This window comes from Streptosporangium sp. NPDC023615, assembly GCF_040640155.1.
Taxonomy (GTDB): Bacteria; Actinomycetota; Actinomycetes; order Streptosporangiales; family Streptosporangiaceae; genus Streptosporangium.
Genome location: NZ_JBFABE010000024.1, coordinates 31,455 through 57,274, shown reverse-complemented (window position 1 = coordinate 57,274; position 25,820 = coordinate 31,455). Strand labels below are relative to the sequence as shown.

Here is a 25,820-nt window from a genome sequence, read left to right as displayed (position 1 = left end):
GGTCGCCGGGCCTGCCGGGCCCGCGGCTCGTCCCGGGGTCGCCGGGCCTGCCGGGCCCGCGGCTCGTCCCGGGGTCGCCGGGCCTGCCGGGTCCGCCGGTCGCCTCGGTGCCCGCCGGTCTGCCCGGGGGTCCGGACGGCCTGACCGGCCTGTCGGGCCTGCCGGGCCTGCCGGGTCTGTCGGGTCTGTCGGCGCTCCCGGACGTGCCGCTCCGGTCGGGGCGCGCTCCGGGACGGCCCTCCGGCCGTCCGGCCCTGCCCGGCGAACCGGAGGCGGGCGGCCTCGCGGCCGGTCCCTGCCGTCCGGGAGGGACCTTCCTTCCGGCGGGGCCGGGCCTGCCGGCGGGGCCGGGCCCGCTCGTGGCGGGGTGCCCGCCGGACCCGCCCGATCTGCCGGACCCGCCCGTGGAGGCCGGTCTGCCGCCGCCCGTGGAGGCCGGTCTGCCGGACCCGCCCGGTGTGGCCGGTCCCGACGCGGTCCTGCCCGCCGGGCCCGATCCCCTCCCGGCCGGGCCCGGCCCCGGCGCCGGTGACCTGCCCGACGAGCCCGGCTTTCCCGATTTCTCGGACTTCTCGGATCTTCCGGGCACGCGCGGGCCGCCCGGGGACGCGGGCGAGCCCGTCCTGGCGGGACCCGGCGGGGTGGATCCCCTGCCCGAGCCCCCGGAGGCGGGCGGCCGCGCCGACCGGTCCTCGGCGGCCGGTGGCGCCGGGGGCCGGGCGGCCGGGCCGGCCTTGCCCGTCCGGCCGGCGGACGTCCTGTCCGGCCCCGCGGCGGCCCTGTCGGGCCTCGCGGGCGTCCTGCCGCGCCCCGTGGGGGCCGGGCCCGACGGCTCCCCGGCCGGACGGGGGGCACCGGAGCCGGTCGCGCCCGAGGTTCCCGGCGTACGGCCCGGACGGCCCGTGCCGGCGGCCCGGCGGCCGGCCCCTCCCGCCGCCCCGCCCCGGGCGTCGTCGCGCCCCGGCCGGGGATTCCGTCCGCCGGTCTCGGTCACCGGCCCGTGCCCGGCACTCGTTCCCGCCCGGCGGGTGTCCCGCCGTCGCCGGCGCCCGTGGAGCCGCCGGGGATGATGACGCGCGCGGTGTCCCAGTCCTTGTGCTGGCCCTGGAGATCGTTGTTCCGCGCGATCGCCTCGGGCGTGTCCTGCCGCATGTTCTCGACCTTCTTGCTCTCCCTGGCGGCGCGCAGGTCGATGAGGTCGTTGTTCAGTTCCCGGACCCGGTAGGAGTCCTGGGCCAGCACGGCGCTCAGCAGCAGCAGGCTGACCAGGCCGCCGCAGAGCAGGCCGACCACGAGCAGCACGAAGGGCGCCCTCGGCGCCCGCGAGCGACGGGCGGCGGGCGCCGACTGGACCGGCTGGACCGCCTGGGCCGGTGCGGTCCGGGCGGCGGGACCGGCCGCCGCCGGTATCGGCCGCCGTCCGCGCGGTGTCGCGCGAGGGGCGCGCGCGGGACGGGTGCCTCGGCCGGGCGCGGTGCGCCGGACCTCTGTCTCACTCCTCGTCAACTGCCTCACGGATCCTCTCTGCCGCCCGGCACCGGGCGGAGGCCGCCCGCGGGTTGCGGGCCACCTCCTCTTCACTCGGAAGCTCGGCCCCCCTCGTCAGGAGCGCGAAACGCGGCTGGTGAGCCGGCAGGGGGACGGGAAGCCCGGGGGGGCCGGTGTCCCTGGTCCGCGCGGTGATGACCTGCTTGGTCAGCCGGTCCTCGAGGGAGTGGTAGGCGAGCACGACGACGCGCCCGCCCAGCGTCAGTGCGTCGAGCGCGGCGGGGAGCGCGCGTTCCAGCGCCGTCAACTCCGCGTTCACCTCGATTCGCAACGCCTGGAAAGTCCTTTTGGCGGGGTTGCCCCCGGTCCTGCGGGTCGCGGCCGGGATCGCCGTCCGGACGATCTCCGCAAGCCGCTTGGTAGACGTTATGGCCTCCCTGGCCCTTTCCTTGAGGATTAGGTTCGCGACACGCGGGGCGAATCGTTCTTCTCCGTAGTCCCGCAGGATCCGGATGAGGTCGGGGGCGGAGTAGGTGTTGACCACGACCTCGGCGGTGAGCTCCTGGTCGCCGTCCATCCGCATGTCCAGCGGCGCGTCGTAGGAGTAGGCGAAGCCGCGCTCGGCCTCGTCGAGCTGCGGGGAGGAGACCCCCAGGTCGAACAGGGCGGCGTCGACGCGGGGCTGGCCCGCGTCCGCCAGCACCTCGGCCAGCTCGTCGGAGACCGCGCGCACCAGCGTGATCCGGTCGGCGTACGGGGCGAGCCGGGCGGTGGAGCGCTCGACGGCGGTGGGGTCGCGGTCGATCCCGATCAGGTGGAGCGCGGGGTGCGCGGCGAGCAGCGCCTCGGCGTGGCCGCCGAGGCCGAGGTTGGCGTCGACGAGCACGGGGGCGGGCCGGGCCAGCGCGGGAGCCAGCAGCTCCAGCACCCGGTCGAGCATGACGGGGACATGACCGGGCGACACGTGGGGGTCACTCCGGAGATCATGGCCGTGCGTCTGAAGGTCATGGCTGTCGTTCTCGGCGCGCATGAAGCGCCAACCCCCTCTTTCCCGCCCCGTCCGCGGACGTGCGGCGGGCCTCACCGGTCTGTCGAAACCGGCCCCTACCCTCGGGGCCGTCCGGCCAGGTCCCCATCCGCACCCGCGTTTCGGCCCGTCACCTGACACCGGGGAAGGTGCATCAGCTGACGGACAGGTGGTTGCGGGTGGAGACCTCGCCGAACGACGTTTTCACCGATGAGTCGACCGTGGAGTCACAGAATCCCTGGCAGCACCTCCTCCGACAGATCGGCAAAAGCCTGCTCTTGGTCGGCCAGATAGGCGCTCCAGGCATCCTCGGCCCAGATCTCCAGCCGGGTGTTGGCCCCGATGACCACGCAGTCGCGGCGCAGGCTGGCGTACTCACGCAGAGCCTGCGGGACGGTGATCCGGCCCTGCTTGTCGGCGACCTCGTCGGACGCGCTGGCGAAGAGGACACGGCTGTAGTCACGGACCGCCTTGGCGGTCACCGGCGCGGTGCGCAGAGCCTCGGTTATGCGCTGGAACTCCTCTACGGGAAAGACGTAGAGGCAGCGCTCCTGGCCTTTGGTGATCACCAGACCCTCCGCCAGCTCCTCACGGTACTTCGCCGGCAGGAACAGCCGTCCCTTGTCATCGAGACGCGGGTGGTGCGTGCCGAGGAACATCGGCCTCACCTCCCGTGCCCAGCGGAGCGCCAGGCGTCACAGCCCTGCCCTCCACTGCGCACCACCATACTCCACTTCTCTCCACCGTCAACTGATTCCACGCCTCTTCGCGGCGGGTTTCACCGACATTTCCGCAGTTCAAATGGGGTGGGGTGGAGTGGAGGGGGTTGACCGCCCCGCATATGCCCTGGGCGTGTCGTAAAGCGCGTCCAATACCGCAAAGATCATGAAATGCTTACAGAGCGACAGGGGCCCGCGGGGCCCCGGACGGGCCCCCGCCCGTCACGGGACCGGCACGTCATCGGCACATGATCGCGACGGACGTGGGACACACTGTGGCCATTCACCCGGAATCATCCCTGATGACCAGATAAAGTCGCCGCCGGTCCGCGTGGCGCCGTAGTGTCGGTAAACAGAATGAGCAAGGGGATCGCAAAGATCCCGCGACAGAACCCCCCGGCGCGCAACCGCCGCACCTTCATGGAGGCCTGGGTGGCATTGACCCATGACGTCTCACCGCAGCTCGAGGATCTCGTCGTCACCGCGCACCGGATCCGCGAGTCGATCGAATCGGTGATCGAGGGCAAGAGCGACGTGGTCCGCCTGACCTTGACCGTACTGCTCGCCGAGGGCCACCTTCTCATCGAGGACGTGCCCGGAGTCGGCAAGACGATGCTCGCCAAGGCGCTGGCGCGATCCATCGACTGTCCCGTACGCCGCGTGCAGTTCACGCCCGACCTGCTCCCCAGCGACATCACCGGGGTGAGCGCCTACAACCAGCAGACCATGGAGTTCGAGTTCAAGCCCGGCCCGGTCTTCGCCAACATCGTGGTGGGCGACGAGATCAACCGGGCCTCGCCGAAGACCCAGTCCGCGCTGCTGGAGTGCATGGAGGAGCACCAGGTCACCGTGGACGGGGAGACCTACCTGCTGGACTCGCCCTTCATGGTGATCGCGACGCAGAACCCCATCGAGATGGAGGGCACCTACCCCCTGCCCGAGGCGCAGCGCGACCGCTTCACCGCCCGGATCGCGATGGGCTACCCCGCCCCGTCGGCGGAGCTGGAGATGCTCGACGTGCACGGCGCCGCCTCCCCGCTGGACAAGCTGCAGCCGGTCGCCACCACCGAGCAGGTCAAGGCGCTGATCGACGCGGTCCGCGCGGTCTACGTCTCCCAGGCGATCAAGATGTACGCGATCGACCTGGTGACCGCCACCCGGCAGTCCCCCGACCTGCGGCTCGGCGCCTCGCCGCGCGCGACCCTGCAGCTCGTCCGGGCCGCGCGGGCGCACGCGGCGCTGGCCGGTCGCGACTACGTCATCCCCGACGACCTGCAGGAGCTGTGCGTGCCGGTGCTGGCGCACCGGCTGCTGCCCAGCGTCGAGGCCCAGGGGCAGCGCCGCCCGCCCGAGCAGGTGATCGCCGACCTGGTCCGCCGGGTCCCGGTTCCCGAGGCCCAGCCGCGGTGACCTCAGGCCTCAAGGCGCTCACCGCCCGCGGCCGGTCCTTCCTGGCGTCCGGCGTCGCGGCACTGCTGTGCGCCTTCTTCCTCGGCGAGCACGACCTGCTCAGGATCGGCGTCCTGGTCGTCGCGCTGCCGCTGCTCGCGGCCATGGTGGTCGCCCGGACCCGCTACCGGCTGAGCTGCGCCCGGCGACTGGACCCGCCGCGGTCCGAGGTGGGCAGCGAGGCCACCGTGACGCTGCGCCTGGAGAACGTCACCCGGCTGCCGACCGGCCTGCTGATGATCGAGGACACCGTCCCGTACGCCCTGGGCGCCCGGCCCAGGTTCGTCCTGGACCGGGTGGAGGCCCGGGGCGTCCGGGAGATCGACTACCGGGTCCGCTCCGACCTGCGCGGCCGCTTCACCATCGGGCCGCTGGCCGTCCGGATCAGCGACCCGTTCGGCCTGGTCGAGCTGACCAGGTCGTTCACCATCAGCGACACCCTGGTGGTGACGCCGCAGGTGGTGGCCCTGCCGCACGTGCGGCTGGCCGGGGAGTGGAGCGGCGGGGGCGACAGCCGGACCCGCAGCGTGGCCGCGGCCGGGGACGACGACGTCGCGCCGCGCGAGTACCGCCAGGGCGACGACCTGCGGCGGGTCCACTGGCGCTCCACCGCCAGGCGCGGCGAGCTGATGGTGCGGCGCGAGGAGCAGCAGTGGCAGAGCAGGGGCGCGCTGCTGCTGGACACCCGGCGTTACGCCCACCGCGGCGAGGGCCCGCGCTCGTCGTTCGAGACCGCGGTCTCGGCCGCGGCCTCCATCGGCGTGCACCTCGCCCACGAGGGGCTCGGCCTGCGGCTGGTCACCGACCAGGGGGCGGAGCACCTCACCGACAACGGGCTGAGCCGGTCCCTGCTCGACACCCTGGCCGTGGTGCGGGCCGGCACCGCCAGGTCGCTGGAGTTCGGCGTCGGCGCGCTGCGCCAGGGCGGCGGCGACGGCCTGATCGTGGCGGTGCTCGGCTACCTGGACCTGGAGCAGGCCCAGGAGCTCTCCCGTGCCCGGCAGGGCAACGTGACCGGCGTGGCCGTGATGCTGGACGTGGCCGGCTGGGAGCAGCCCGAACTCGGCGAGAACGAGGAGTTCCAGGCGGCACGGGCGGTGCTCACCGGTACGGGCTGGCGCGTCGTGCGCCTGGCCGCCGGCGTCTCCGTCGCGAGCGTCTGGCAGGAGGCCGCCCAGCGCGGCAGATTCGCAGCGAGCAGAGGTGACACATGAGACTTCCCATCGCCTCGGGGCTGGCGACGGGGGCGGTCGCGATCGCGCTCTACCCCCTGTTCCAGGGAGGTGACTGGTTCTGGGCGAGCCTGGGGGCCATCCTGGTGGTGGCCGGGATCGGCACGGCCGCCGGGTACTACGCGCTTCCCGGCTGGGCGGTGCCGCCGGCGCAGGTGCTGGCCCTGTGGGTCTACCTGACGGCCGCGTTCACCGCCGACGAGGCCTGGGGCAAGGTGGTGCCCACCACGGACTCGGTGCTTGAACTGGCCGAGCTGCTGACCACGGGCTTCGCCGACATCCAGCGGTTCGCCGCCCCCGTGCCCGACAGCACCGGCATCGTGCTGCTCACCTGCGGCGGCGTCGGGGTGATCGCGATCACCGTCGACCTGCTGGCCGCGCGGCTGCACCGGGCGGCGCTCGCCGGGCTGCCGTTGCTGGCGCTGTTCACCGTCCCGGCGGCGGTGATCGCCGAGCCGATCGGCTGGCCGGCGTTCGTCGCCGGGGCCGCGGGCTACCTGGGACTGCTCGTGGCCGACGGCCGGGAGCGGGTCAGCCACTGGGGCCGGGCGGTGCTGGTGCGCCGGATGTCCGCGTCGGCGACCGCGCGGCCCGCCTCCTCCGACACCGGGCCGCTGCGGCTGTCCGGCAAGCGCATCGGCTTCACCGCGGTCGCGCTGGCCATCCTGCTGCCCTCGCTGCTGCCCACGCTGGAGCCCGACCCGCTGTTCGTCTTCGGCGTGGGCAACGGCAGGGGCGGCGGCAACTCGATCAGCATCCCCAACCCCATCGTCAACCTGCGCGGCCAGCTCACGCTGCCGGAGAACTCCACGGTGCTGACCTACCGGCCCAGCGACGGCGACTCGCGTTACCTGCGGCTGTACGCGCTCGACATCTTCGACGGCGAGCAGTGGACGATGTCGGAGCCCAAGGGACGGCCCGAGGACCGCACGTCCGAGGCGCCCATGCCGCCCGCGCCGGGCCAGAGCCCGAGCCTGGAGGTCACCTCGGCCACGCTCGACGTCACCGTGAGCGACCAGGTCAGGAGGCTGAGCTTCCTGCCCCTGCCGTACCCGGCCGCCCGGGTCACGGCCGAGGGCGACTGGCGGCCCGACCGCGAGACGCTCATGGTCTTCTCCACCCGCGACACCGCCGAGGGACTGACGTACCGGGTGGTCACCGGTGAGCCCAAGACCACGGCGGAGCGGCTCAAGGCGGCGGCCCCGGCGTCCGCGGCGATCGCGGAGCGCTACCTGGCGCTCCCGGAGAACCTGCCCGGCGAGATCAGGCAGCTCGCCACCCGGGTGACCGAGCGCGACGCCGGCGCGTACGAGAAGGCGATCCAGCTCCAGAGGTTCTTCACCGAGGACGGCGGGTTCACCTACGACCTGTCGACCCAGGGGCACGACGGGGCGGCGCTGACCGACTTCCTGATCCGCAACCGGACGGGGTACTGCGAGCAGTTCGCCGCCTCCATGGCGGTGCTGGCGCGCGTCCTGGGCATCCCGTCCCGGGTGGCCATCGGCTACACCGGCGGCGGCAACGTCTCCGGGGCGTGGCAGGTGCGCACCCACGACTCGCACGCCTGGCCCGAGCTGTACTTCGAGGGCACCGGGTGGCTGCGTTTCGAGCCGACCCCGGCGGGCGGGGAAGGCCAGGGCAGCGCCACGGTGCCGGACTACACCCGGCCGCAGGCGGCCCCGGCCCCCAGCGCCGAGCCGAGCGCGGCGCCGTCGGCGGCCTCCAGCGGTCCCGAGACGCAGGGCGGGGCCTCGGCCAACCGCCGCGACCGGACGCTCGACCGTGACCTCGGCGGCCTGGTGGCCGCTCCGGAGGAGGGCATGCCGGTCGCCACGAAGATCGGGATCGGGGTCGCCGTCGCGCTACTGGTCGCGGCGGTCCCCGCCCTGGTCCGGTGGCAGATGCGGGTCCGCCGCCGCAGGCTCTACTCGCGGCCGGTCCCCTCACCCGGCGCCAGGGCCGGGGGCGCGGGGCCGGGTGAGGGGACGGCGGGCGCGGCCGTGGCCGGCGGACCCGTGGCGGGCGGGACCACCACGGCCGGGGTCGTGACGGGCGAGGCCCGCCGGGAGCCCGCGGTGATGGCGGCCTGGGCCGAGCTCGACGACGCCCTGTGCGACTACGGGATCTCGCGGGAGCCGAGCGAGAGCCCGCGCTCGCTGGCCCGGCGGCTGACCCGGCAGTACGCGTTCGACCCGGAGGCGGCCGCCGCCCTGACCAGGATCGCCGCCGCGGTGGAGCGGATGCTCTACGCCCGCAGCGGCGGGGAGATCGCCTCGCTCCGCGAGGACCTGCCGAGGGTACGGCGGGCCCTGGCGGCCACGGTGAGCCGTGGCCGGCGGATCAGGGCGGTGCTGCTGCCCCCCTCGACGCTCCTGCGGATGCGGGCGATGGGCGGGCGGGTGCTGGACGGCTTCGACCTGCTGGAGAACATCCGGCTGCGCAGGCCGCTCAGGAAGGGCGCGTGAGGCCCGGCCACCCGGCCGGGTGAGGTGTGTCCCGCCCGGCCGGCCCGGTGAGCCCCGGTCGTCCGGCCGGGTGAGGTACGGAAGACGTCCGGCCGCTCCCCCTCGGAGGGGGAGCGGCCGGACGTCCTCGCGCGGACGGGAGGCAGGCGGGGGACGGACGGGGGGACAGAGGGAGACACCGGAGCGGCCGGGTACCCGAAGCCGGAGGATCACCGGGGGAAGGGGAATGTCACCTCGGGGATCGGCGGGGGCGTCAGGGCATGCCGGAGGGGAACGTCACCGGGGCGGGATCCGCCGCCGTGAACGGTGGCGGGCCCCGGTGGTCTAGCGCTCGTCGTGGCGACGGCGCCAGCGCTCCTCCATGCGTTCCATGAAGCTCTGGCGGGTGCCGCCGGATCTGCGCCCGCCCGTCTTGCCGGACGGCTGATCGGTCGGGGCGGCCGGACCGGCCTCACCGAACCCGTTCATCCGCTTCCAGCTCGACAGGCCCCACAGGCAGGCGGCGAGCATCACCACGAAGCCGCCGACGCCGAGCGGGATGCCGAGCAGGACGTTGTTGATCACGACGCCGACCATCAGCAGGACGATGCCCACGATGAAGCCGATGCCGGCCTTCACCAGGCGACGCCTGTAGTGGCTGCGTGGATCACTGATCCTGACGGTGTTGGCCCACTTCGGGTCCTCGGCGTAGAGGGCCTGCTCGATCTGGTCGAGCAAGCGCTGCTCGTGCTCAGAGAGCGGCACGGCGCCTCCCAAGGACAGCCCCAGGACGGGGAAGACGGTGACGGACGACACGGGGTGTCCGAACCTCGCGGTCGGTTATCCCCAGAATACGAGGCTGTAGACGTAGACGAAAGAAAACGTCCAACGTAGTCCAAACCGGAGGCGACGTCATGGTTCCATTCCATCAAACGGCGGGCGGACAAGGGAGGCCGGGAGCACCGCGTTCCGGCCGAATCTTCGGGTCGCCCGGTCCATCGCCAGCTCGGCCTCGCGCCAGCCGGTCTCGCGCTCGCCGAGACCGAGCTGCCGGGCCGCTCCCTCGGCCGGGCCGAGGTTCTCCACCCGCACGCCGACCAGCCGCAGCGGGACGTCCTCCAGGCCGGAGGCGGTGTAGAGATCGCAGGCGACGTCGTACACGATCTTGGCGACGTCGGTGGGGTCGTGCAGGCTCCGGGAGCGGGACAGGGTGGTGAAGTCGGCCCGGCGCAGCTTGACGCTGATGGTGCGGCCGACGACGCCGGATCGCCGGAGCCTGGCCGCGACCCGCTCAGACAGCCGCAGCAGCTCCCGGCGGATCAGCACCGGGTCGCCGATGTCGGTGGCGAACGTCTCCTCGGCGCCGATGCTCTTGTCCGGCGTGTGCGGGGTGACGGGACGGCTGTCGCGCCCCCAGGCGAGCTCGGCCAGGTGCGTGCCCGCCGCCTGCCCCAGCTCTCGCCTGAGGGTGTCCACCGGGACCGCGGCGAGGTCGCCGACGGTCGCGATGCCGAGCCGGGCCAGGGACCGCTCGGTGCGCTCCCCCACGCCCCACAGCGCCGCCACCGGCAGCGGGTGCAGGAAGTCGACCACCTTGGCGGCGGGCACCACGAACAGCCCGTCGGGCTTGCCGTGCCGGGAGGCGAGCTTGGCCACGAACTTGTTGGGGGCCACCCCGACCGAGCAGGTCACGCCCTGCTCGCTCACGACCCGCTCGCGGATCATCTCGGCGATCTCGGCCGGGCGGCCCAGCCGCTTGCGCGCCCCGGAGACGTCCAGGAACGCCTCGTCGGAGGCGATGGGCTCGACCTCGGGGGTGAAACTCCGGAAGATCTCCATGACCTGCCGGGAGACCTCGGCGTACGTGTCGCGGCTGGGCGCGAGGATCACCGCCTGGGGGCAGAGCCGCCGGGCCCGGGTCATGGGCATGGCCGAGTGCACGCCGAACTCCCTGGCCTCGTAGGTGGCGCTGAGCACCACCCCGCGGCCCGCCGAGAGGCCGACGATGACGGGCCTGCCGCGCAGCTCCGGGCGGGTCCGCAGCTCGACGCCGGCGTAGAAGGCGTCCATGTCGACGTGCAGGATCGGGCAGCCGGTGTCGTCCGACCCCAGCTCCGGGCCCGGGCGCGGCATCTGCTGCTTTCTCGACACGACGTCATTCTACGGGAACACGCGTTCGACGCGGCGCTCACCGGTGTCCGAGGACGTGCAACTGGGTCGCGATGTCGCGGAGCACGGGGTGTGCCGCCGCCGCCTGCTCCAGGGCGACCAGGGCGCGGGCCGCTCCCGGCTCGCCGTCCAGCAGCCTGCTGGGCACCAGATCGGCGAAGATCCTCACGCCGTGGACCTCCCCGGGGGTGAAGCCGGTCACGGCCAGGAGCCGCTCCAGGCTCTCCCGGGTGAAGCGCCGGGGGGTGGGGTCCTTCTCGCCCCAGCGCCCGTCGGGGTCGGCGAGGGCCTCGCGGGCCTCGTCGAACCGGCCGGCGATGGAACGGTGCAGGGCCGCGGCCAGCGGGTTGGCGGCGAGCACGCTGATCACGCCGCCGGGACGCAGCAGCCCGGCCATGGCCGTCACCGCGCCGGCCGGGTCGTCCACGTACTCCAGCACGCTGTGGCAGAGCACCAGGTCGGCCTCGCCGGTCGGGAGCAGCTCTCCCAGGTCGGCGGCGTCACCCTGCAGGGCGCGCACGCTCACCCCGGCCTCCGCGGCCCTGCGCTCCAGCGCGGCGAGCGAGTCGGGGCTGGGGTCGACGACCGTCACGGAGTGGCCCAGCTCGGCCAGGGGGACGGCGAAACCGCCCGTGCCTCCCCCGGCGTCGACGATGTCCAGCCGTTCACGGCCCGTCGCGGCCGTCCGCTCGGCCAGCACGGCGCTCAGGGCCTCCCACACGACCGCGGTGCGGACCGCCGGGGTACCCGTCTGCCGTGAGATGCCTACGGCGTGCAACTTCAGTTCGCCTCCTCCTACGGTGACGAACCCAGCCTACGCCGCGTACGGCCCGGTGCGGGGCGGGGAGCCTGGGTGAACGGCTCCCCGCCGGGCGCGGTCAGAGCGTCAGGGAGGGTTTGAGCTGCTTGAAGCGGGCCATCAGGCCGTTGACGAACTGCGGCGACTCGTCGGTCGACAGCTCCGAGGCCAGGCTGACCCACTCGCTGATCACGACGCCCTCGGGGACGTCGGGCATCCACAGCAGCTCGTAGGTGCCGCCGCGCAGCAGGTTGCGGTCGACCGCGGGCATGCGGTCCAGCGTCCAGCCCTCGGCGTAGGCGGTGATCAGCTCGTCGATGCGCGACCGGTGCCGGCAGACGCCCTCGACGATCGTGGTGGTGTACTCGTTCACGGGCGGCTCGGCCCGCTCCAGGCGCTCGGCCAGGACGTTCCTGGGGTCCTCGCTCCGCGCCTCGGCCTCGAAGAGGATGTCCAGCGCGCGCCTGCGCGCCTTGCCCCGTGCCGACATCAGGCGCGGCCGAGATAATCGCCGGTGCGGGTGTCGACCTTGACCTTCTCGCCGGTGGTGATGAACAGCGGCACCTTGATCTCGGCGCCGGTCTCCAGCGTGGCGGGCTTGGTGCCGCCGGTGGAGCGGTCGCCCTGGAGGCCGGGCTCGGTCTCGGAGACGAGCAGCTCGACGGCCGCGGGCAGGTCGACGTAGAGGACGTTGCCCTCGTTGATCGCCACGGTGGCGAGCATGTTCTCCAGGAGGTAGTTGGCCGAGTCGCCGACCGCCACCCGGGAGACGTGGAGCATGTCGTAGGTCTCGGTGTCCATGAAGACGAAGTCGTCGCCGTCCATGTAGGAGAACTGCATCTCGCGCTTGTCGACGTTGGCCACCTCGACCTTCACGCCCGCGTTGAAGGTCTTGTCGACGACCTTGCCCGACATCACGTTCTTGAGCTTGGTGCGGACGAACGCGCCGCCCTTGCCGGGCTTGACGTGCTGGAACTCCACGACAGCCCAGAGCTCACCGCCGTCGAGCTTGAGCACGAGGCCGTTCTTGAGGTCGTTCGTCGTCGCCACTAGTCTCTCCTGCGTACGGCCGCTCTTAAAGGACGAGCAGCTCTTTGGTCGTCCGTGTGAGAAGCTCCGGCCCGCCGTCGCGCGCCACGAGAGTGTCCTCGATGCGCACGCCGCCCCTGCCGGGCAGGTACACCCCGGGCTCGACGGTGATCGGAACTCGATCCTCTAGTCTAGCGTGCTCCCGGTCACGCTCCGGCTGCTCCGAAAGCTCCGAAAGCTCCGGCCGCCCGGGCCGCCCGGGCTTGCGCGGGGACAGGAACGGCACCTCGTGGATCTCCAGCCCGACGCCGTGGCCGAGGCCGTGCTTGAAGAACTCCCCGTACCCCGCCCCGGCGATCAGGTCGCGGGCGGCGGCGTCCACCTCGTGCGTGGCGGTGCCGGTCCGCGCCGCCGCGAGGCCGGCGCCCTGGGCGGCCCGGACGAGGTCGTACAGCTCGCGCTGCCAGCCGGCGGGCTCGCCGATCGCCACGGTCCTGGTCATGTCGGCGTGGTAGCCCAGGTGGCGGGCCCCGAAGTCCATGGTGACCAGGTCGCCGCGCTCCAGCGGCCGGTCCGAGGGCGCGTGGTGCGGGACCGCGCCGTTGGGCCCGCTCGCCACGATCGCCTCGAAGGCGGGGGCGTCCGCGCCGAGGGCGGCCATGTGCCGCTCCAGCGCCCTGGCGATCTCCTTCTCGGTCGTCCCCGGGCGCAGTTCGGGCAGTACGGCCTCGAAGGCCCGGTCGGTGATCTCGCACGCGGTGCGCAGGAGGGCGATCTCGTCCTCGTCCTTGACCATGCGCACCGACTCCACCGCCTGCGACAGGCGGGGCAGGTCGCCTCCCAGCCGGAAGTAGGCGGCGACGGACATGTGGTCGGCCTCGACACCGGTCCGGCCGGCCCCGCCGGAGCCCCCGCCGGGGCCGGCGAGCAGGGCGCCGGCCACGTCGCGTTCCTCGATCACCTCGATGTCGGCGCAGACGTTCCGGGCCGCGCCGATGTAGCGGGAGTCGGTCGCCAGGGCGGCGCTCGCGTCGGCCCGGACCAGGACGGCGGCGTTGGAGCTGGCCAGCCCGGTCAGGTAGTACACGTTCACGGCGTGGGTGACCAGGATCGCGTCCGCCTCGTGAGCGGGGAGCAGGGCGGCGAGGTCCTCGCGGCGCCGGGCGTGGAGAGCGGTCATGACAGGCATGCTATTGACCGCTATGCCCGGTGTCGCCACCGCGGCCGTCCCCCGCCCGCCCGGTCCGGCCCCCGGTCCACCCCGGCCGGTCCACCCCGGTCCGCCCGGTCCGCCCGGTCCGCCCGGTCCGGTGGCGCGGACGCCGGCCGGGCGGGGGCGGCGCGAGGGCGGGCCCGCCGGGGTCAGGCGGCCAGCTCCCTGACCCGCTCGATCAGCCGGACGCGCTCCTCGTGGGTGCGTGCCAGCGGGCTGACGTTGAGGGTGGTGACGCCCGCCTCGCGCATGGCCTGCAGCCGCTCGCGGACGTGGCCCTCGGAGCCGATCAGGGACGTCTTGCGCAGCAGCTCGTCGGGGACGAGCGCGGCGGCCTCGTCCTTCTTGCCGTCGAGGTAGAGGTTCTGGATCTGCTCGGCCTCCTTCTCGTAGCCGTACCGGCGGGCCAGGTCGTTGTAGAAGTTCTTGCCCTTGGCCCCCATCCCGCCGATGTAGAGGGCGGCCACCGGGCGGCCCAGCTCCAGCCAGTCCGAGACGTCGTCGCCGATGGCCAGCGACGCCTGGGCGATCACGTCCAGCTCGCCCAGCGACGGGTCACGCCTGGCCCTGCCCGCGGCCAGCGAGGCCCCCCACACGTCGGCGGCCTTCTCCGGGACGTAGAAGATCGGCTCCCAGCCCTCGGCGAGCTCGGCGGACAGCTCGACGTTCTTGGGGCCGATGGCCGCCACGACGATGGGGATGCGCTCCCTGACGGGGTGGTTGATGAGCTTCAGCGGCTTGCCCAGGCCGGTCCCCCGGTCGGCCGGGAGCGGGATCGTGTAGTGCCTGCCGTCGTGGGCCAGGCGCTCGCGCCGCCAGACCTGGCGGCAGATCTCGATGACCTCGCGGGTACGGCCGAGCGGGGCGGTGTAGGGGACGCCGTGGAAGCCCTCGATGACCTGCGGCCCCGAGGCGCCCAGGCCCAGGGTGAACCTGCCGCCGGAGACGTAGTCCATGCCCGCCGCGGTCATGGCCAGCAGGGCCGGGGTCCGCGAGTAGATCGGCAGGATGCCGGAGGCGATCTGCAGTCTCTCGGTCTTGGCGGCGATGTAACCCATCTGGCTGACCGCGTCGAAGCTGTAGGCCTCGGCGACGAAGACGATGTCGAGGCCCGCGCTCTCGTAGTCGGCCAGGGCGGCCACCGTCTCCTTGAACCCTCCTGAGTAGCTCAGGGCCATACCGATACGCATGGTGAGATCGTCCTTCCGCAGCCCGGCGAAACCGAATGTTGTTCCGTTGTCTCGGCAACAAAGGCTATCGACTCACCGCCCGCGCACCAAGCCCCACGCGGCCGTCGCCGGGCCGGTAGCCTACGCATTCCGGGGCAGGAGATCCCCGGCGCGACCCGGCGGGACCCGCATGACCGGGCAGGACCCGGCGGAAACGGACGAGGAGCGGTGTGCTGAGGCGATCGATCATCGTGGCGTCGGGGACACTGGCCCTGACGCTCGGAGGGCACCGGCTCCTGCCGGAGCTGGGCGGGTTCACCCCCGTGCTGGAGAGCCTGCTGCCCTGGCTCGGCGTGGCCGTCCCGATCCTGCTCGTCTGCGCGCTGGTCACCCGCTCCTGGCAGGTCGTCTTCGCGGCGCTGCTCCCCGCGACGGTGTGGGCGGTGATGTTCGGCCCGGCGCTGGTCCGCACCCCGCCCGGCGGTCCCAGCGACCTGTCGGTCGCCACGCTCAACGTGGGCGCCACCAACGGTGACTCGGCCGACGCCATACGGTCCGTCTCCAAGGGCCGCGACCTGGTCGCGGTGCAGGAGCTGACCCCGGGGGGCCCGGCGGCCGAGGCCCTCGACGACAGGTTCCCGCACCGCTACCGGATCGCCACGGTCGGCCTGTGGAGCCGCTTCCCGATCGCCGAGGCGCGCAAGGCCGACATCGGCCTGGACTGGGCGCGGGCGCTGCGCGCGGTGGTCGTCACCCCCGAAGGCAGGGTCACCGTCTACGTGATGCACCTGGCCTCGGCCCGGCCGGGCCAGACGGACCTGCGCGACGAGACGCTGACCTACGCGCGCCGGATGATCGACAAGGACGACAGCCCGCACCTGCTGCTGCTCGGCGACCTCAACACCGCCACCACCGACCGCAAGCGGGCCGGTCTGGTGCCGCCCCTCTCGGACGCCCAGCAGGAGGCCGGTACGGGCTTCGGCTTCACCTGGCCCGCCGCCTTCCCGGTCACCCGCCCCGACCACATCCTCTACCGGGGGATGACCGCGACCACCGCGAGCGTCGAGCCCGCCGCGGGCAGCGACCACCGCGCCGCCGTCGCCTCGCTGCGCCTGGCCGCCTAGCGGGCGCGTTCAGACCGCGGGGCCGAGGCGGGCGCGCAGGGCGGCCAGGTCCTCCGGGGTGTCGATGTCGGCGGGGTCGGCGACGTCGTCACAGGGCACCGCGACGACCAGCTCGGCGCGCGCCCTCAGGAAGGGGCGGGCACCGGCGTCGCCGGTCGCGAGCCGGGCGACCTCCGCGAAGTGCTCCCCGGCGATCAGCACCGGGTTGCGCCGCTCCCCCGCGTAGGTGGCGACGGCGACCGAGGCACCCCGCCCGGCGGCCCGGATGAGCCGCCGTACCGCCCGCGGCCCGACGAACGGCTGGTCCACCAGGGCGATCACCACGTGCGCCGCCTCGGCGGGGACCGCCGCCAGCCCGGCCCGCAGCGAGGACCCCATCCCGGAGCTCCAGCGCGGGTTGTGCACGGTGACCGCCCCCGGCACCGGCGTACCGGCGGCCCCGAGCACCACGACCACGGTGCGGCAGCCTCCCTCGCGCAGCGCCCTGACCCCCCGGTCCACCAGCCGCTCGCCGTGGAACTCCACCAGGGCCTTCGGCGTGCCGAGCCGCGAACCGGACCCCGCGGCCAGCAGCAGGCCCGCGCTCACCGGTTCCCCGGCCTCCCGTTCCCCGGCCTCCCGTTCCCCGGCCTCCCGTTCCCCGCGCCCACGCTCTGCCGCACGCTCTGCCGTCCGCCGCGCCGCGCTCCCCGGCTCACCGCTCCCCCGCCCGCCCGTCTCCCGCGCCGCGCTCACGTCCCCGGCCCCTCCCCGTGGATCCGGCCGGAGCCGTCGGTGAGCGGGCGGCCGGAACCGCCCCAGCGCAGCTGGATCAGCTCCGCGGCGATGGAGATCGCGGTCTCCTCGGGCGTACGCGCGCCGAGGTCCAGCCCGATCGGCGAGCGGAGCCGGGCGAGCTCGGCCTCCGTCAGGCCCGCCCGCGCGAGCCGGGCCAGCCGGTCCTCGTGCGTGCGGCGCGAGCCCATCGCGCCGACGTAGCCCGCCGGGGTGCGCAGGGCCACCTCCAGCAGGGGGACGTCGAACTTCGGGTCGTGGGTCAGCACGCAGATCGCGGTCCGCTCGTCCACCACCGCCGTGGTGAGGTAGTCGTGCGGCCACTTGACGATCACCTCGTCGGCCTCGGGGAAGCGCTTGGCCGTGGTGAAGACCGGCCTGGCGTCGCAGACGACCACGTGGTAGCCGAGGAACTTCCCGACCCTGGCGACCGCGGCGGCGAAGTCGATCGCCCCGAAGACCAGCATCCGGGGCGGCGGCGCGAAGGACTGGACGAAGACCGCCAGCTCGTCGAGGCGCCGCTGCCCCTCGGCGCCGTACCTGCGCACGCCGGTCAGCCCCTGGGCCAGCATGCCCCGCGCGTCGTCGTCCACCGCGTCGTCCAGCCGGGCCACGCCCAGCGACCCCTCCGAGCGGTCCGGCCAGATCATCCGGCGGGCGCCCACGGCGCCCGGCCCGGTCAGGACCGTCGTCACCGCCACCGGTTCGTGCCCGAGCACCGACGCGGCGACCGCGCCCAGCTCGGGGAAGGTGTGCCGGGAGACCGGCTCGACGAACACGTCCAGGATGCCGCCGCAGGTCAGCCCCACGGAGAAGGCGTCGTCGTCGCTCACCCCGTACCGTCGCAGCACGGGGGTGCCCGAGGAGACCACCTCCCGGGCCAGCTCGTAGACGGCTCCCTCGACGCAGCCGCCCGAGACGCTGCCCGCGGCCTCCTCGCCGAGCACCGCCATGGACGCCCCGGGCGGGCGGGGCGCGCTGCGGAAGGTGTCGACCACGGTGGCCAGGCCGAACGTCTCCCCTGCCTCCCACCAGCCCAGGACCTGCGACAACACGTCACGCACGGGTGCCTCCCAGCAGCGCCGCCAGCTCTTCGAAGGCGGCCAGGCTGTGCCCGGCCACGAAGTGGTCGATGTACGGCAGGGCGGCCCGCATGCCGGCCGTGAGCGGCTCGTAGCCCTCCCGGCCCTTGTGCGGGTTCACCCAGATCACCCGGCGCGCCACGCGGGAGAGCCGGGCCATCTGCGCCCCCAGCAGCTCCGCGCCGCCGCGCTCCCAGCCGTCGGAGGCGATCACCACGGTGGCGCCCGCGGCGTCGCTCCGCGCCAGCAGGCGGCGGAGCTCCTCGCCCAGCCGGGTGCCGCCGCTCCAGTCGGGGACGGCGCGGGAGACGGCGTTCATCGCGGCCGCCGGGTCGCGGTGGCGCAGCTCGGCGGTGAGCCGCGTCAGCCGGGTGCCCGCGCTGAACACCTCGGTGGCCCGGGGCTCGGACCTGACCAGCGCGTGGGCCAGGCGGAGCAGGGTGTCCGCGTACGGTGTCATGGAGCCGCTGACGTCGACCACCAGCACGACCCGGCGGGGCCTGGTCCGGTGCTCGCGGTAGCGGAGCCCGGCCGTCTCGCCACCCCTGCGGAGGGTCTCGCGGACGGTCGCCCTGCCGTCCAGGCGACCCCGTCGCGAGGGCCTGAACCGCCGTGACGCGCGCCGTTCCCGGCCGGCCCGCAGCAGGGCGAGCAGCCGGTGCGCCTCGGCCAGCTCCGGCCCGGTCATCGTGGCCACGTCCCGGGTGCGCAGCACCTCCGTCGCGCTGGCGGTCGCCGCCGGGGCGGGGGGCTCGGCGGCGTCCCCCGGCTCGGGGGCGGCCCCGGGCGGGGCCGCGGTGTGCCGGACGACGGTGACCGTCGCCGGCCTCGCGCGGGACGCGCTCCGCCCGCCGAAGTAGGCCGCGAAGACCCGGTCGTAGCGGGGGATGTCGTCGGCCGAGGCGCAGAGGGTGAGGCGCCCGGCCCAGTAGACGTCGCCGGGACGCGAGGCGTCCAGGTGCGACAGGGCGCGCAGCAGGCCCTGGGTCCGTTCGTGGTCGGCGGGCACCCCGGCGGCCCGCAGGGTCCTGGCGAGACCGGTCATCACCCCCACCAGGTCCGTCCCCGCGAGGTCCCCGGCCGGGTCCCCCCCGATGTCCCCGGCCGGGTCCCCCGGGAGGTCCCCGGCCGGGCCTCCGGCGGCGGGCCCGTCAGCGGCGGGGCGCACCGAGGAACCCGTTCCCGAGCACCGTCTCGTGGTCCTCGCGGTGCTTGAGCAGCGCGCCCAGGGAGGCGGCGGCCAGGCCGGGGTCGAGCTCGCGCGCGCCCAGGGCCATCAGGGCCTCGGTCCAGTCGAGGGTCTCGGCGATCCCCGGCGGCTTGATCAGGTCGGCCTGCCGGAGCCGCCCGGTGGCCGAGGCCACCTGCTCGGCCAGGATCCGCGAGCACTCCGGGAGCCGCCCGCGCAGGATCGCGACCTCCCGTTCGAAGGAGGGGTGCTCCAGCCAGTGGTAGAGGCAGCGCCGCTTGAGCGCGTCGTGCACCTCTCGGGTGCGGTTGGAGGTCAGCACGACCACCGGGGGCCGGGCGGCGCGGACCGTGCCGAGTTCCGGGATGGAGATCGCGAAATCCGAGAGCACCTCCAGCAGGATGGCCTCGAACTCCACGTCGGCCCGGTCCACCTCGTCGATGAGCAGCACCGCCGGCTGTGTCTCGATGGCCCTCAGCAGCGGCCTGGCGATCAGGAACCGCCGGTCGTAGACCTCTCCCTCCAGGCGGGCGGCGTCGCTCACCCCGCCCGCCTCGGCCGCCTTCAGGTGCAGGAGCTGCCGGGCGAAGTCCCAGTCGTAGAGCGCCTGGGAGGCGTCCAGCCCCTCGTAGCACTGCAGGCGGATCAGCGGGGCGTCGAGCACCGCCGCCAGGGTCCTGGCCAGCTCGGTCTTACCGACACCGGCCTCGCCCTCGAGCAGCAGCGGACGGCCCATCCGCAGCGCCAGGAAGGCGGCCGTGGCGAGTCCCTCGTCGGCCAGGTACGCCCGCTCCGCGAGCAGCTCGGTCAGCCGCGCGGGCGATTCCACATCGGATGTCTCGATCGTCCACCTCACCACCACCTCAGGCTACGCCCGCCCGCCGCGTCCCGGCCCGCCCCCGGCGGCGGGCATGGGGCGCGGGGCCGACGATCCCCGGGAAAGGGATCGCTCCGGGCGTACTACCTGTCCCGCCGAAGAAGTATTGTCGCCCTCTGTGAAGAACCTGCTCGACCAGATCAACACCCCCTCCAGGGTCGTCGTGCTGGCGTTCCTGGCCGCGGTCCTCACCGGGGCGGGGCTGCTCGCGCTGCCGATCGCGGTCGAGGACGGGGCGTCTGCCTCGTGGACGTCGGCGCTGTTCACCGCCACCTCGGCGGTGTGCGTGACCGGGCTCGCCGTGCACGACACCGCGGCGCACTGGTCGGTGTTCGGCGAGGTCGTGCTGATGGTGCTGATGCAGATCGGCGGCTTCGGGATCATGACGCTCTCCTCGATCCTCGCGGTGATCGTCTCCGGCAAGCTCGGCCTGCGCGCCCGTCTCAACACCCAGGCCGAGACCAAGACCCTGGGGCCCGGCGACGTGCGCCAGGTCATCGTGGGGGTCGCCAAGGTCACGCTGGTCGCCGAGGCGCTGACCGCCACCGTGCTCGCCGCCCGCTTCGTGATCGGGTACGGGGAGCCGGTCGGCCGCGCCGCCTACTACGGGGTCTTCCACGCGATCTCGACGTTCACCAACGCCGGGTTCGCGCTCTGGCCGGACAGCATGATGAGGTTCGTCCGCGACCCGTGGATCTGCGTCCCGCTCACGCTGGCGGTGATCGCCGGTGGTCTCGGCTTCCCCGTCTACGCCGTGCTGCGGAACCACTGGCGCCGCCCGTCGCGCTGGACGCTGCACGCCAAGATCACGCTGGGGATGACCGCCGTGCTGCTGTTCGGCGGCACGCTGGCCATCACCGCCACCGAGTGGAGCAACCCCCGCACGATGGGCGACCTCTCCCCCGGTCTGCGGGTCATGGCCGGGTTCTTCCACAGCGTGATGACCCGCAGCGGCGGGCTGAACTCGGTGGACACCTCGCAGATGAACGAGAACTCCTGGCTGATCAGCGACGTGCTGATGTTCATCGGGGCGGGCAGCGCGAGCACCGGGGGCGGCATCAAGGTGACGACGTTCGCGCTCCTGGGGTTCGTGATCCTCGCCGAGCTGCGCGGCGAGCCGGACGTCACGGCGGGCCGCCGCCGCATCCCCGAGCAGCTCCAGCGCCAGGCCCTGACGATCGCCCTGCTGAGCGTGGCCTCGGTCACCGTCGGCACCCTCGTCATGATGGCGGTGACGCCGTTCAACCTCGACCGCGTACTGTTCGAGGTGATCTCCGCGTTCGGCACGGTCGGGCTGTCGACGGGGATCACCGCCGACGTGGGCGCCGAGGGGCACCTGGTCCTGACCACTTTGATGTTCGTGGGACGGCTCGGGCCGGTGACGCTGGGCGCCGCGCTGGCGCTGCACGTGCAGACCCGTCGGTTCCGATACCCGGAGGAGGGTCCCCTCGTTGGTTGACAAGAGAAACCGCCACGAAGCGGTCGCGGTGATCGGCCTCGGCCGGTTCGGCGGCGCCCTGGCGATGGAGCTGGTGGGGCGGGACGTCGAGGTGCTCGGCGTGGACAACGACCCCAAGAACGTGCAGCACTTCTCCGGCCGCCTGACCCACGTGGTGAGCGCCGACTCCACCGATCCCGACGCCCTCGCCCAGCTCGGCATCGGCGAGTTCGGCAGGGCGGTGGTCGGCATCGGCACCGACATCGAGGCGAGCATCCTGACCACCTCGATCCTGGCCGACCTGGAGGTGACCTCCATCTGGGCCAAGTCGATCAGCCTGCAGCACAGCCGCATCCTGCGGCGGGTCGGCGCGCACCACGTGGTGCAGCCCGAGCACGACATGGGCGAGCGGGTCGCGCACCTGGTCACCGGGCGGATGCTCGACTACCTGGAGGTCGAGGAGGGGTACGCCCTGATCAAGACCATGGCGCCGCGCTGGGCGGACGGCAAGACCCTGGGCGCCCTGGGGATCCGCACCGAGTACGGGGTCACGGTGGTCGGGATCAAGAAATCCGACGGCAGGTTCACCTACGCCGCCTCCGACACCCTGATCCAGAACGGCGACATCCTGCTCGTGGCGGGTGAGACGGCCAACGCCGAACGGTTCGCCGAGGAGACCTGAGCCGTCGCCCGCCGGCCGGGGGGACCGTCCGGGACGAGGACGGGGCCCGGGAGGGACTCAGGGGGCCTCCCTGGCCTCCCCGTGCTCCCTGATGAGGGCCGACAGCTCGCGGACCTGGCGGGCGGTGCGCTCCTTCTCCGAGCCCTGCATGCCCATGGCCCCGACCGTGACCCCGTCGGTGAAGTCGATCTTCGCCCACGGCTCGTTGTCGACCAGGCTGACCCCCAGCACCTGTGACCACTCGTAGCGGCGCACCCGCAGCGGGTTGACGACGGTGATCCCCCGCTCGTCGGCCTCCACCCGGCACCGTCCCAGCAGGTGGAGAACCCCGGCGATCATGAAGCCGAGCGCGGCCATCGCGATCCTGTCGGCCAGGGCGAACGGGTCGGGCAGGAAGACCGCCATCAGCACGGCGCCGACGACGATCACGCTCGCGAAGCCGTAGGCCGCGATCCGCCCGTTCTTCGGCCGCCACACGACGGGCAGCGGGGGCGGGGAGACGCTCTCCGGGCTCACTGTGAGATCACGATCCTTCGACATACCGGTGCCTTCGCGGGACCGGCGCCCCCCGACGGGCCCGCGCCCTCGGCGGGGGACCGGCGGCCGGGAACGCCCGGGACGGCCGCGACGGCCGGTCACGGCGCCGATGGCAACCTACCGCACGGTCCCGCCGCCCCCGTCACACGGCACGGCGGGACCCCTCCGGTCGTCCCCGGCGCGTCAGAAACCGGCCGTGGCGGAGGTCCGGGAGCGCAGCTCCCTCAGCAGCACGGCCGTCTCCAGCGCCGCGACGGTCGCCTCGTACCCCTTGTCCTCGTGGCTGCCGGGCACGCCCGAGCGGTCGACGGCCTGCTCCAGCGAGTCGCAGGTCAGCACGCCGTTGCCGATCGGCACCTCCTCGTCCAGGGAGATGCGGGTCAGGCCCGAGGTGACGGAGTCACAGACGTACTCGAAGTGGGCGGTCTCACCGCGGATCACCGCGCCGAGGGCCACGACCGCGTCGCACCTGCGGGCCAGCGCCTGGGCCACGACCGGGATCTCCAGCGACCCGGCCACCCGGACCACCGTCACCTCGGCGCCGCTGTCGCGCCCGGCCTGCTCGGCCCGCGCCACGAGCTGGTCGGTGATCTGACCGTGCCAGCGGGCCGCGACCAGGCCCAGGGTCAGCCCGCCCGCCTCGACGGCCGACGCCGCCGGTCGTCCGGTGCCGCTCATGTGTCCTCCCGGGGAATGTCGTGGCCGAGGCGGTCGCGCTTGGCCGACAGGTACTTCTCGTTGTACGGGTTCGCCGCCACCGGCATGGGTTCGCGGCCGAGCACCTTGACGCCGTAGCCGTCCATGCCGCGCAGCTTGGCCGGGTTGTTGGTCAGCAGCCGGACCGACTTCACGCCCAGGTCGGCGAGGATCTGCCCGGCGTTGGAGAACTCCCGCGCGTCCACCGGCAGCCCGAGCTCCAGGTTGGCGTCGACGGTGTCGCTCCCGCCGTCCTGGAGGCTGTAGGCCCGCAGCTTGGCCAGCAGCCCGATCCCGCGCCCCTCGTGGCCGCGCAGGTAGACGATCACGCCCCGGCCCTCGGCGGCGATGCGCTCCATGGCGTGGTCGAGCTGGACCCCGCAGTCGCAGCGCAGCGATCCGAACACGTCGCCGGTCAGGCACTCGGAGTGGGCGCGGACCATGACGTTCTCGCCGTCCTCGATGTCGCCGAGCACCAGGGCCAGGTGCTCGCCGCCGTCCAGCGCGCTGGCGAAGCCGTAGGCCCGCCAGAGGCCGAACGCGTTGGGCAGCCGCGTCTCGGCGACCCTGGTCACCATCCGCTCGCTGCGGCGCCTGAACTCCACGAGCTGCTCGATCGAGACCAGCGCCAGGTCGTGCTCGTCGCAGAAGACGCGCAGCTCCGGCAGGCGCATCATCGTCCCGTCGTCGTTGACGACCTCGGCGAGCACACCGGCCTCGCTCAGCCCGGCGAGCCGGGCCAGGTCCACGGCCGCCTCGGTGTGGCCGCGCCTGGCCAGCACGCCGCCCTCGCGGTAGCGCAGCGGGAAGACGTGGCCGGGTCGCACCAGGTGGTCCGGTTCGGTCTCCGGGTCGCACAGGGAGCGGATCGTCAACGCCCGGTCGGCGGCGGAGATGCCGGTGCTCACCCCGTCGCGCGCGTCCACGCTGATCGTGTACGCGGTGCGCAGGCGTTCCCTGTTGTCGTGCACCATCAGCGGCAGGCCCAGCCGGTCGAGGTCCTCGCCGCGCATCGGCACGCAGATCACGCCGCTGCTGTGCCGGACGGTGAAGGCCAGCAGTTCCGGCGTGGCCGCGGAGGCGGCGAAGATGATGTCGCCCTCGTTCTCGCGGTTCTCGTCGTCGACGACCACGACGGCCTTGCCGTCGCGGATGTCGGCGATCGCGCGCTCGATCGGGTCCAGGGTGGTCACACGGCCTCCTCGGGGACGAGCACGGCCTGGGACCGGTACTCCTTGAGCCAGTTGACGAATCCGATCAGGACGAGCACGAAGAACAGTGCGAAGACGGTTCCCGAGACGACGAGGCCGGACCTGAAGGCCAGCGGCACGCCCACCAGGTCGACGGCGACCCAGATGATCCAGAAGTCGACCAGGGCGCGGCCCTGGGCCCAGGTGGCGACGGCGCTGCCGACGAAGATGTAGGCGTCCGCGGCGACGAGGAAGTAGCCCTCGGGCAGCGGGGCGCGCGCGCCCCAGGACAGCTTGGCGACGTAGAAGAGCACCGCGACCGCGGCGGTGCCCGCGACCGTGACCGCGGCCAGGACGAGCCGCTCGCGGCCGGTGGCGGGGCGTACCGGCAGGGCCTGCCCGTCCTGGGTGCCGCGCGACCAGCGCCACCAGCCGTACACGGCCAGCGCGCCGAACATGACCTGCTTGAGGGCGTTGCCGGTGAGACCGGCGTCGACGGAGGCGGCCAGCAGCAGCACCGAGGCGGTGAGCTGGACCGGCCAGGTCCACAGGGACTTGCGGATCGCCAGCAGCACCGTGGCCAGGGCGGCGATGTTGCCGACCAGGTCGGTCCAGAGCACGTCGACGCCGAGGATGGTGAACCCCGCGTGCGCCCAGTTCACGACGCGTCCTCCCGGCCGGCGGTCCCGCCGTAGGCGCCGACCAGCTTCTCCACGTGCTTGGCGATCACGTCGACCTCCAGGTTCACCGGGTCGCCGGGCCGCTTGGCGCCCAGGGTGGTCAGGCGCAGCGTGGTGGGGATGAGGCTGACGGCGAAGCCGCCGGGGCCGACCTCCATGACGGTCAGGCTGACGCCGTCGACGGCGATCGAGCCCTTCTCGACCACGTAGCGGTCCAGCCCGGGCGGGAGGGAGACGCGGACGATCTCCCAGTGCTCCCCGGGCTCGCGGGAGAGCAGCGTCCCGGTGCCGTCCACGTGTCCCTGCACGATGTGGCCGCCCAGCCGCTGGTCGGCGCGGACGGCGCGCTCCAGGTTGACCGGGGAGCCCGCCTCCAGCGCGCCGAGGCAGCTGCGGTCCAGGGTCTCCTTCATCACGTCGGCGGTGAACACGTCGCCGTCCACGTCCACCACGGTCAGGCAGACGCCGTTGACGGCGATCGAGTCACCGTGCCCGGCGTCGGCGGTGACCGTGCCGCCGCGGATGGACAGCCGGGCCGCGTCGGTCAGCGGCTCGATCCCGGCGATCTCGCCGAGCTCCTCGACGATTCCGGTGAACATTCACGGCTCCTTCGGGGGGGACGCCGGGACACGGGGAGGCGTCCGGGCGCCCGGGAAGGGCATCGGGGGGCACGAACGGGGGGCGCCGGGGCCGGAGCGGCCGGTCGTACGGTGGGGGGCGGCGGCGTGTCCGTGAGGGACGCGCCCGGCCGCCCGGCGCTTCAGCGCCGGATCAGTCACCCGAGGTCTCCTACTCGCCAGTAGCTCTCTGCCA

General features: G+C 73.6%; 25 protein-coding genes. 6 read left to right on the top strand and 19 right to left on the bottom strand.

The features are described 5' to 3' along the window. Positions 1-990 precede the first annotated feature (990 nt). From AB0G16_RS18925 to mraZ, 3 genes are all read right to left on the bottom strand, one after another. The gene (locus AB0G16_RS18925) at positions 991-1,302 is read right to left on the bottom strand and encodes a hypothetical protein (protein ID WP_362806206.1); all 312 of its coding nucleotides are present in this window, start codon (positions 1,300-1,302) and stop codon (positions 991-993) included. Positions 1,303-1,492: 190 nt separating this feature from the next. After that, a complete protein-coding gene (gene rsmH / locus AB0G16_RS18920) occupies positions 1,493-2,452 on the bottom strand; it encodes a 16S rRNA (cytosine(1402)-N(4))-methyltransferase RsmH (RefSeq protein ID WP_362806204.1) in 960 nt (319 codons plus the stop codon). 290 nt (positions 2,453-2,742) lie between these two features. Continuing rightward, positions 2,743-3,174 (bottom strand): division/cell wall cluster transcriptional repressor MraZ, encoded by a 432-nt coding sequence (mraZ, locus tag AB0G16_RS18915; protein ID WP_344896758.1) that lies wholly within the window; start codon positions 3,172-3,174, stop codon positions 2,743-2,745. A gap of 492 nt (positions 3,175-3,666) precedes the next feature. On the opposite strand from mraZ, the gene AB0G16_RS18910 reads away from it, so the two are divergent. From AB0G16_RS18910 to AB0G16_RS18900, 3 genes are read left to right on the top strand one after another with little or no spacing between them, the layout of a single operon-like run. Continuing rightward, positions 3,667-4,644, top strand: coding sequence for a MoxR family ATPase (locus tag AB0G16_RS18910; RefSeq protein WP_362806201.1), 978 nt, complete (start codon positions 3,667-3,669; stop codon positions 4,642-4,644). Then, positions 4,641-5,897 carry a DUF58 domain-containing protein gene (locus AB0G16_RS18905; RefSeq protein ID WP_362806199.1) on the top strand — a complete coding sequence of 419 codons (1,257 nt, stop codon included), beginning with the start codon at positions 4,641-4,643 and terminating at the stop codon, positions 5,895-5,897. The genes AB0G16_RS18910 and AB0G16_RS18905 overlap by 4 nt, the downstream gene beginning before the upstream one ends. Further along, positions 5,894-8,380 (top strand): DUF3488 and transglutaminase-like domain-containing protein, encoded by a 2,487-nt coding sequence (locus tag AB0G16_RS18900; RefSeq protein ID WP_362806197.1) that lies wholly within the window; start codon positions 5,894-5,896, stop codon positions 8,378-8,380. Before AB0G16_RS18905 ends, AB0G16_RS18900 begins: the two co-directional genes overlap by 4 nt. Positions 8,381-8,704: 324 nt before the next feature. Here the strand turns inward: AB0G16_RS18900 and AB0G16_RS18895 are convergent, their stop codons facing one another. The 7 genes from AB0G16_RS18895 to AB0G16_RS18865 form a co-directional block, all read right to left on the bottom strand. Continuing rightward, on the bottom strand, positions 8,705-9,124 hold the full coding sequence (locus AB0G16_RS18895; protein WP_362806195.1) for a DUF3040 domain-containing protein: 420 nt from the start codon (positions 9,122-9,124) through the stop codon (positions 8,705-8,707). A gap of 147 nt (positions 9,125-9,271) precedes the next feature. Beyond that, positions 9,272-10,492, bottom strand: coding sequence for a DNA polymerase IV (gene dinB, locus AB0G16_RS18890; protein WP_362806270.1), 1,221 nt, complete (start codon positions 10,490-10,492; stop codon positions 9,272-9,274). 55 nt (positions 10,493-10,547) lie between these two features. After that, positions 10,548-11,306, bottom strand: a complete 759-nt coding sequence (locus tag AB0G16_RS18885) for a methyltransferase domain-containing protein (RefSeq protein ID WP_362806193.1) — start codon at positions 11,304-11,306, stop codon at positions 10,548-10,550. A gap of 100 nt (positions 11,307-11,406) precedes the next feature. Continuing rightward, positions 11,407-11,817 carry a transcription antitermination factor NusB gene (gene nusB / locus AB0G16_RS18880; RefSeq protein ID WP_362806191.1) on the bottom strand — a complete coding sequence of 137 codons (411 nt, stop codon included), beginning with the start codon at positions 11,815-11,817 and terminating at the stop codon, positions 11,407-11,409. Next, the gene (efp, locus tag AB0G16_RS18875) at positions 11,817-12,377 is read right to left on the bottom strand and encodes an elongation factor P (RefSeq protein ID WP_362806189.1); all 561 of its coding nucleotides are present in this window, start codon (positions 12,375-12,377) and stop codon (positions 11,817-11,819) included. Before efp ends, nusB begins: the two co-directional genes overlap by 1 nt. 25 nt (positions 12,378-12,402) lie before the next feature. Beyond that, the gene (locus AB0G16_RS18870; RefSeq protein ID WP_362806187.1) at positions 12,403-13,536 is read right to left on the bottom strand and encodes an aminopeptidase P family protein; all 1,134 of its coding nucleotides are present in this window, start codon (positions 13,534-13,536) and stop codon (positions 12,403-12,405) included. A 182-nt stretch (positions 13,537-13,718) separates the two neighbouring features. After that, positions 13,719-14,759, bottom strand: coding sequence for an LLM class F420-dependent oxidoreductase (locus tag AB0G16_RS18865; protein WP_362806185.1), 1,041 nt, complete (start codon positions 14,757-14,759; stop codon positions 13,719-13,721). A 209-nt stretch (positions 14,760-14,968) separates the two neighbouring features. Here AB0G16_RS18865 and AB0G16_RS18860 point away from each other — a divergent pair, with 209 nt between their 5' ends. Beyond that, complete coding sequence (locus AB0G16_RS18860) at positions 14,969-15,862, top strand: endonuclease/exonuclease/phosphatase family protein (protein ID WP_362806183.1); 894 nt, start codon at positions 14,969-14,971, stop codon at positions 15,860-15,862. A 9-nt stretch (positions 15,863-15,871) separates the two neighbouring features. On the opposite strand, the gene AB0G16_RS18855 is transcribed toward AB0G16_RS18860, so the two are convergent. From AB0G16_RS18855 to AB0G16_RS18840, 4 genes are all read right to left on the bottom strand, one after another. Next, on the bottom strand, positions 15,872-16,450 hold the full coding sequence (locus AB0G16_RS18855; RefSeq protein WP_362806268.1) for a nucleotidyltransferase family protein: 579 nt from the start codon (positions 16,448-16,450) through the stop codon (positions 15,872-15,874). Between the two features lie 143 nt (positions 16,451-16,593). Then, a complete protein-coding gene (locus tag AB0G16_RS18850; protein WP_362806181.1) occupies positions 16,594-17,700 on the bottom strand; it encodes an XdhC family protein in 1,107 nt (368 codons plus the stop codon). Continuing rightward, positions 17,693-18,886, bottom strand: coding sequence for a VWA domain-containing protein (locus tag AB0G16_RS18845; protein WP_362806179.1), 1,194 nt, complete (start codon positions 18,884-18,886; stop codon positions 17,693-17,695). The genes AB0G16_RS18850 and AB0G16_RS18845 overlap by 8 nt, the downstream gene beginning before the upstream one ends. Next, the gene (locus tag AB0G16_RS18840; protein ID WP_362806177.1) at positions 18,870-19,736 is read right to left on the bottom strand and encodes a MoxR family ATPase; all 867 of its coding nucleotides are present in this window, start codon (positions 19,734-19,736) and stop codon (positions 18,870-18,872) included. The genes AB0G16_RS18845 and AB0G16_RS18840 overlap by 17 nt, the downstream gene beginning before the upstream one ends. A gap of 166 nt (positions 19,737-19,902) precedes the next feature. Here AB0G16_RS18840 and AB0G16_RS18835 point away from each other — a divergent pair, with 166 nt between their 5' ends. Both AB0G16_RS18835 and AB0G16_RS18830 read left to right on the top strand, forming a co-directional pair. Beyond that, a complete protein-coding gene (locus AB0G16_RS18835; RefSeq protein ID WP_362806175.1) occupies positions 19,903-21,243 on the top strand; it encodes a potassium transporter TrkG in 1,341 nt (446 codons plus the stop codon). Next, positions 21,236-21,904 (top strand): TrkA family potassium uptake protein, encoded by a 669-nt coding sequence (locus AB0G16_RS18830; protein WP_362806173.1) that lies wholly within the window; start codon positions 21,236-21,238, stop codon positions 21,902-21,904. The genes AB0G16_RS18835 and AB0G16_RS18830 overlap by 8 nt, the downstream gene beginning before the upstream one ends. A gap of 57 nt (positions 21,905-21,961) precedes the next feature. Here AB0G16_RS18830 and AB0G16_RS18825 read toward each other — a convergent pair whose 3' ends face one another. From AB0G16_RS18825 to AB0G16_RS18805, 5 genes are all read right to left on the bottom strand, one after another. Next, positions 21,962-22,420, bottom strand: a complete 459-nt coding sequence (locus AB0G16_RS18825; RefSeq protein WP_362806171.1) for a PH domain-containing protein — start codon at positions 22,418-22,420, stop codon at positions 21,962-21,964. Positions 22,421-22,624: 204 nt separating this feature from the next. Then, positions 22,625-23,119, bottom strand: coding sequence for a 6,7-dimethyl-8-ribityllumazine synthase (gene ribH, locus AB0G16_RS18820; protein WP_362806169.1), 495 nt, complete (start codon positions 23,117-23,119; stop codon positions 22,625-22,627). Then, positions 23,116-24,330, bottom strand: a complete 1,215-nt coding sequence (locus tag AB0G16_RS18815) for a bifunctional 3,4-dihydroxy-2-butanone-4-phosphate synthase/GTP cyclohydrolase II (RefSeq protein ID WP_362806167.1) — start codon at positions 24,328-24,330, stop codon at positions 23,116-23,118. Before AB0G16_RS18815 ends, ribH begins: the two co-directional genes overlap by 4 nt. Next, positions 24,327-24,989: a nicotinamide mononucleotide transporter family protein gene (locus tag AB0G16_RS18810; protein ID WP_362806165.1), complete on the bottom strand. Its 663-nt coding sequence runs from the start codon at positions 24,987-24,989 to the stop codon at positions 24,327-24,329. Before AB0G16_RS18810 ends, AB0G16_RS18815 begins: the two co-directional genes overlap by 4 nt. Next, positions 24,986-25,606, bottom strand: coding sequence for a riboflavin synthase (locus AB0G16_RS18805; protein WP_362806163.1), 621 nt, complete (start codon positions 25,604-25,606; stop codon positions 24,986-24,988). Before AB0G16_RS18805 ends, AB0G16_RS18810 begins: the two co-directional genes overlap by 4 nt. Between the last annotated feature and the right edge of the window lie 214 nt (positions 25,607-25,820).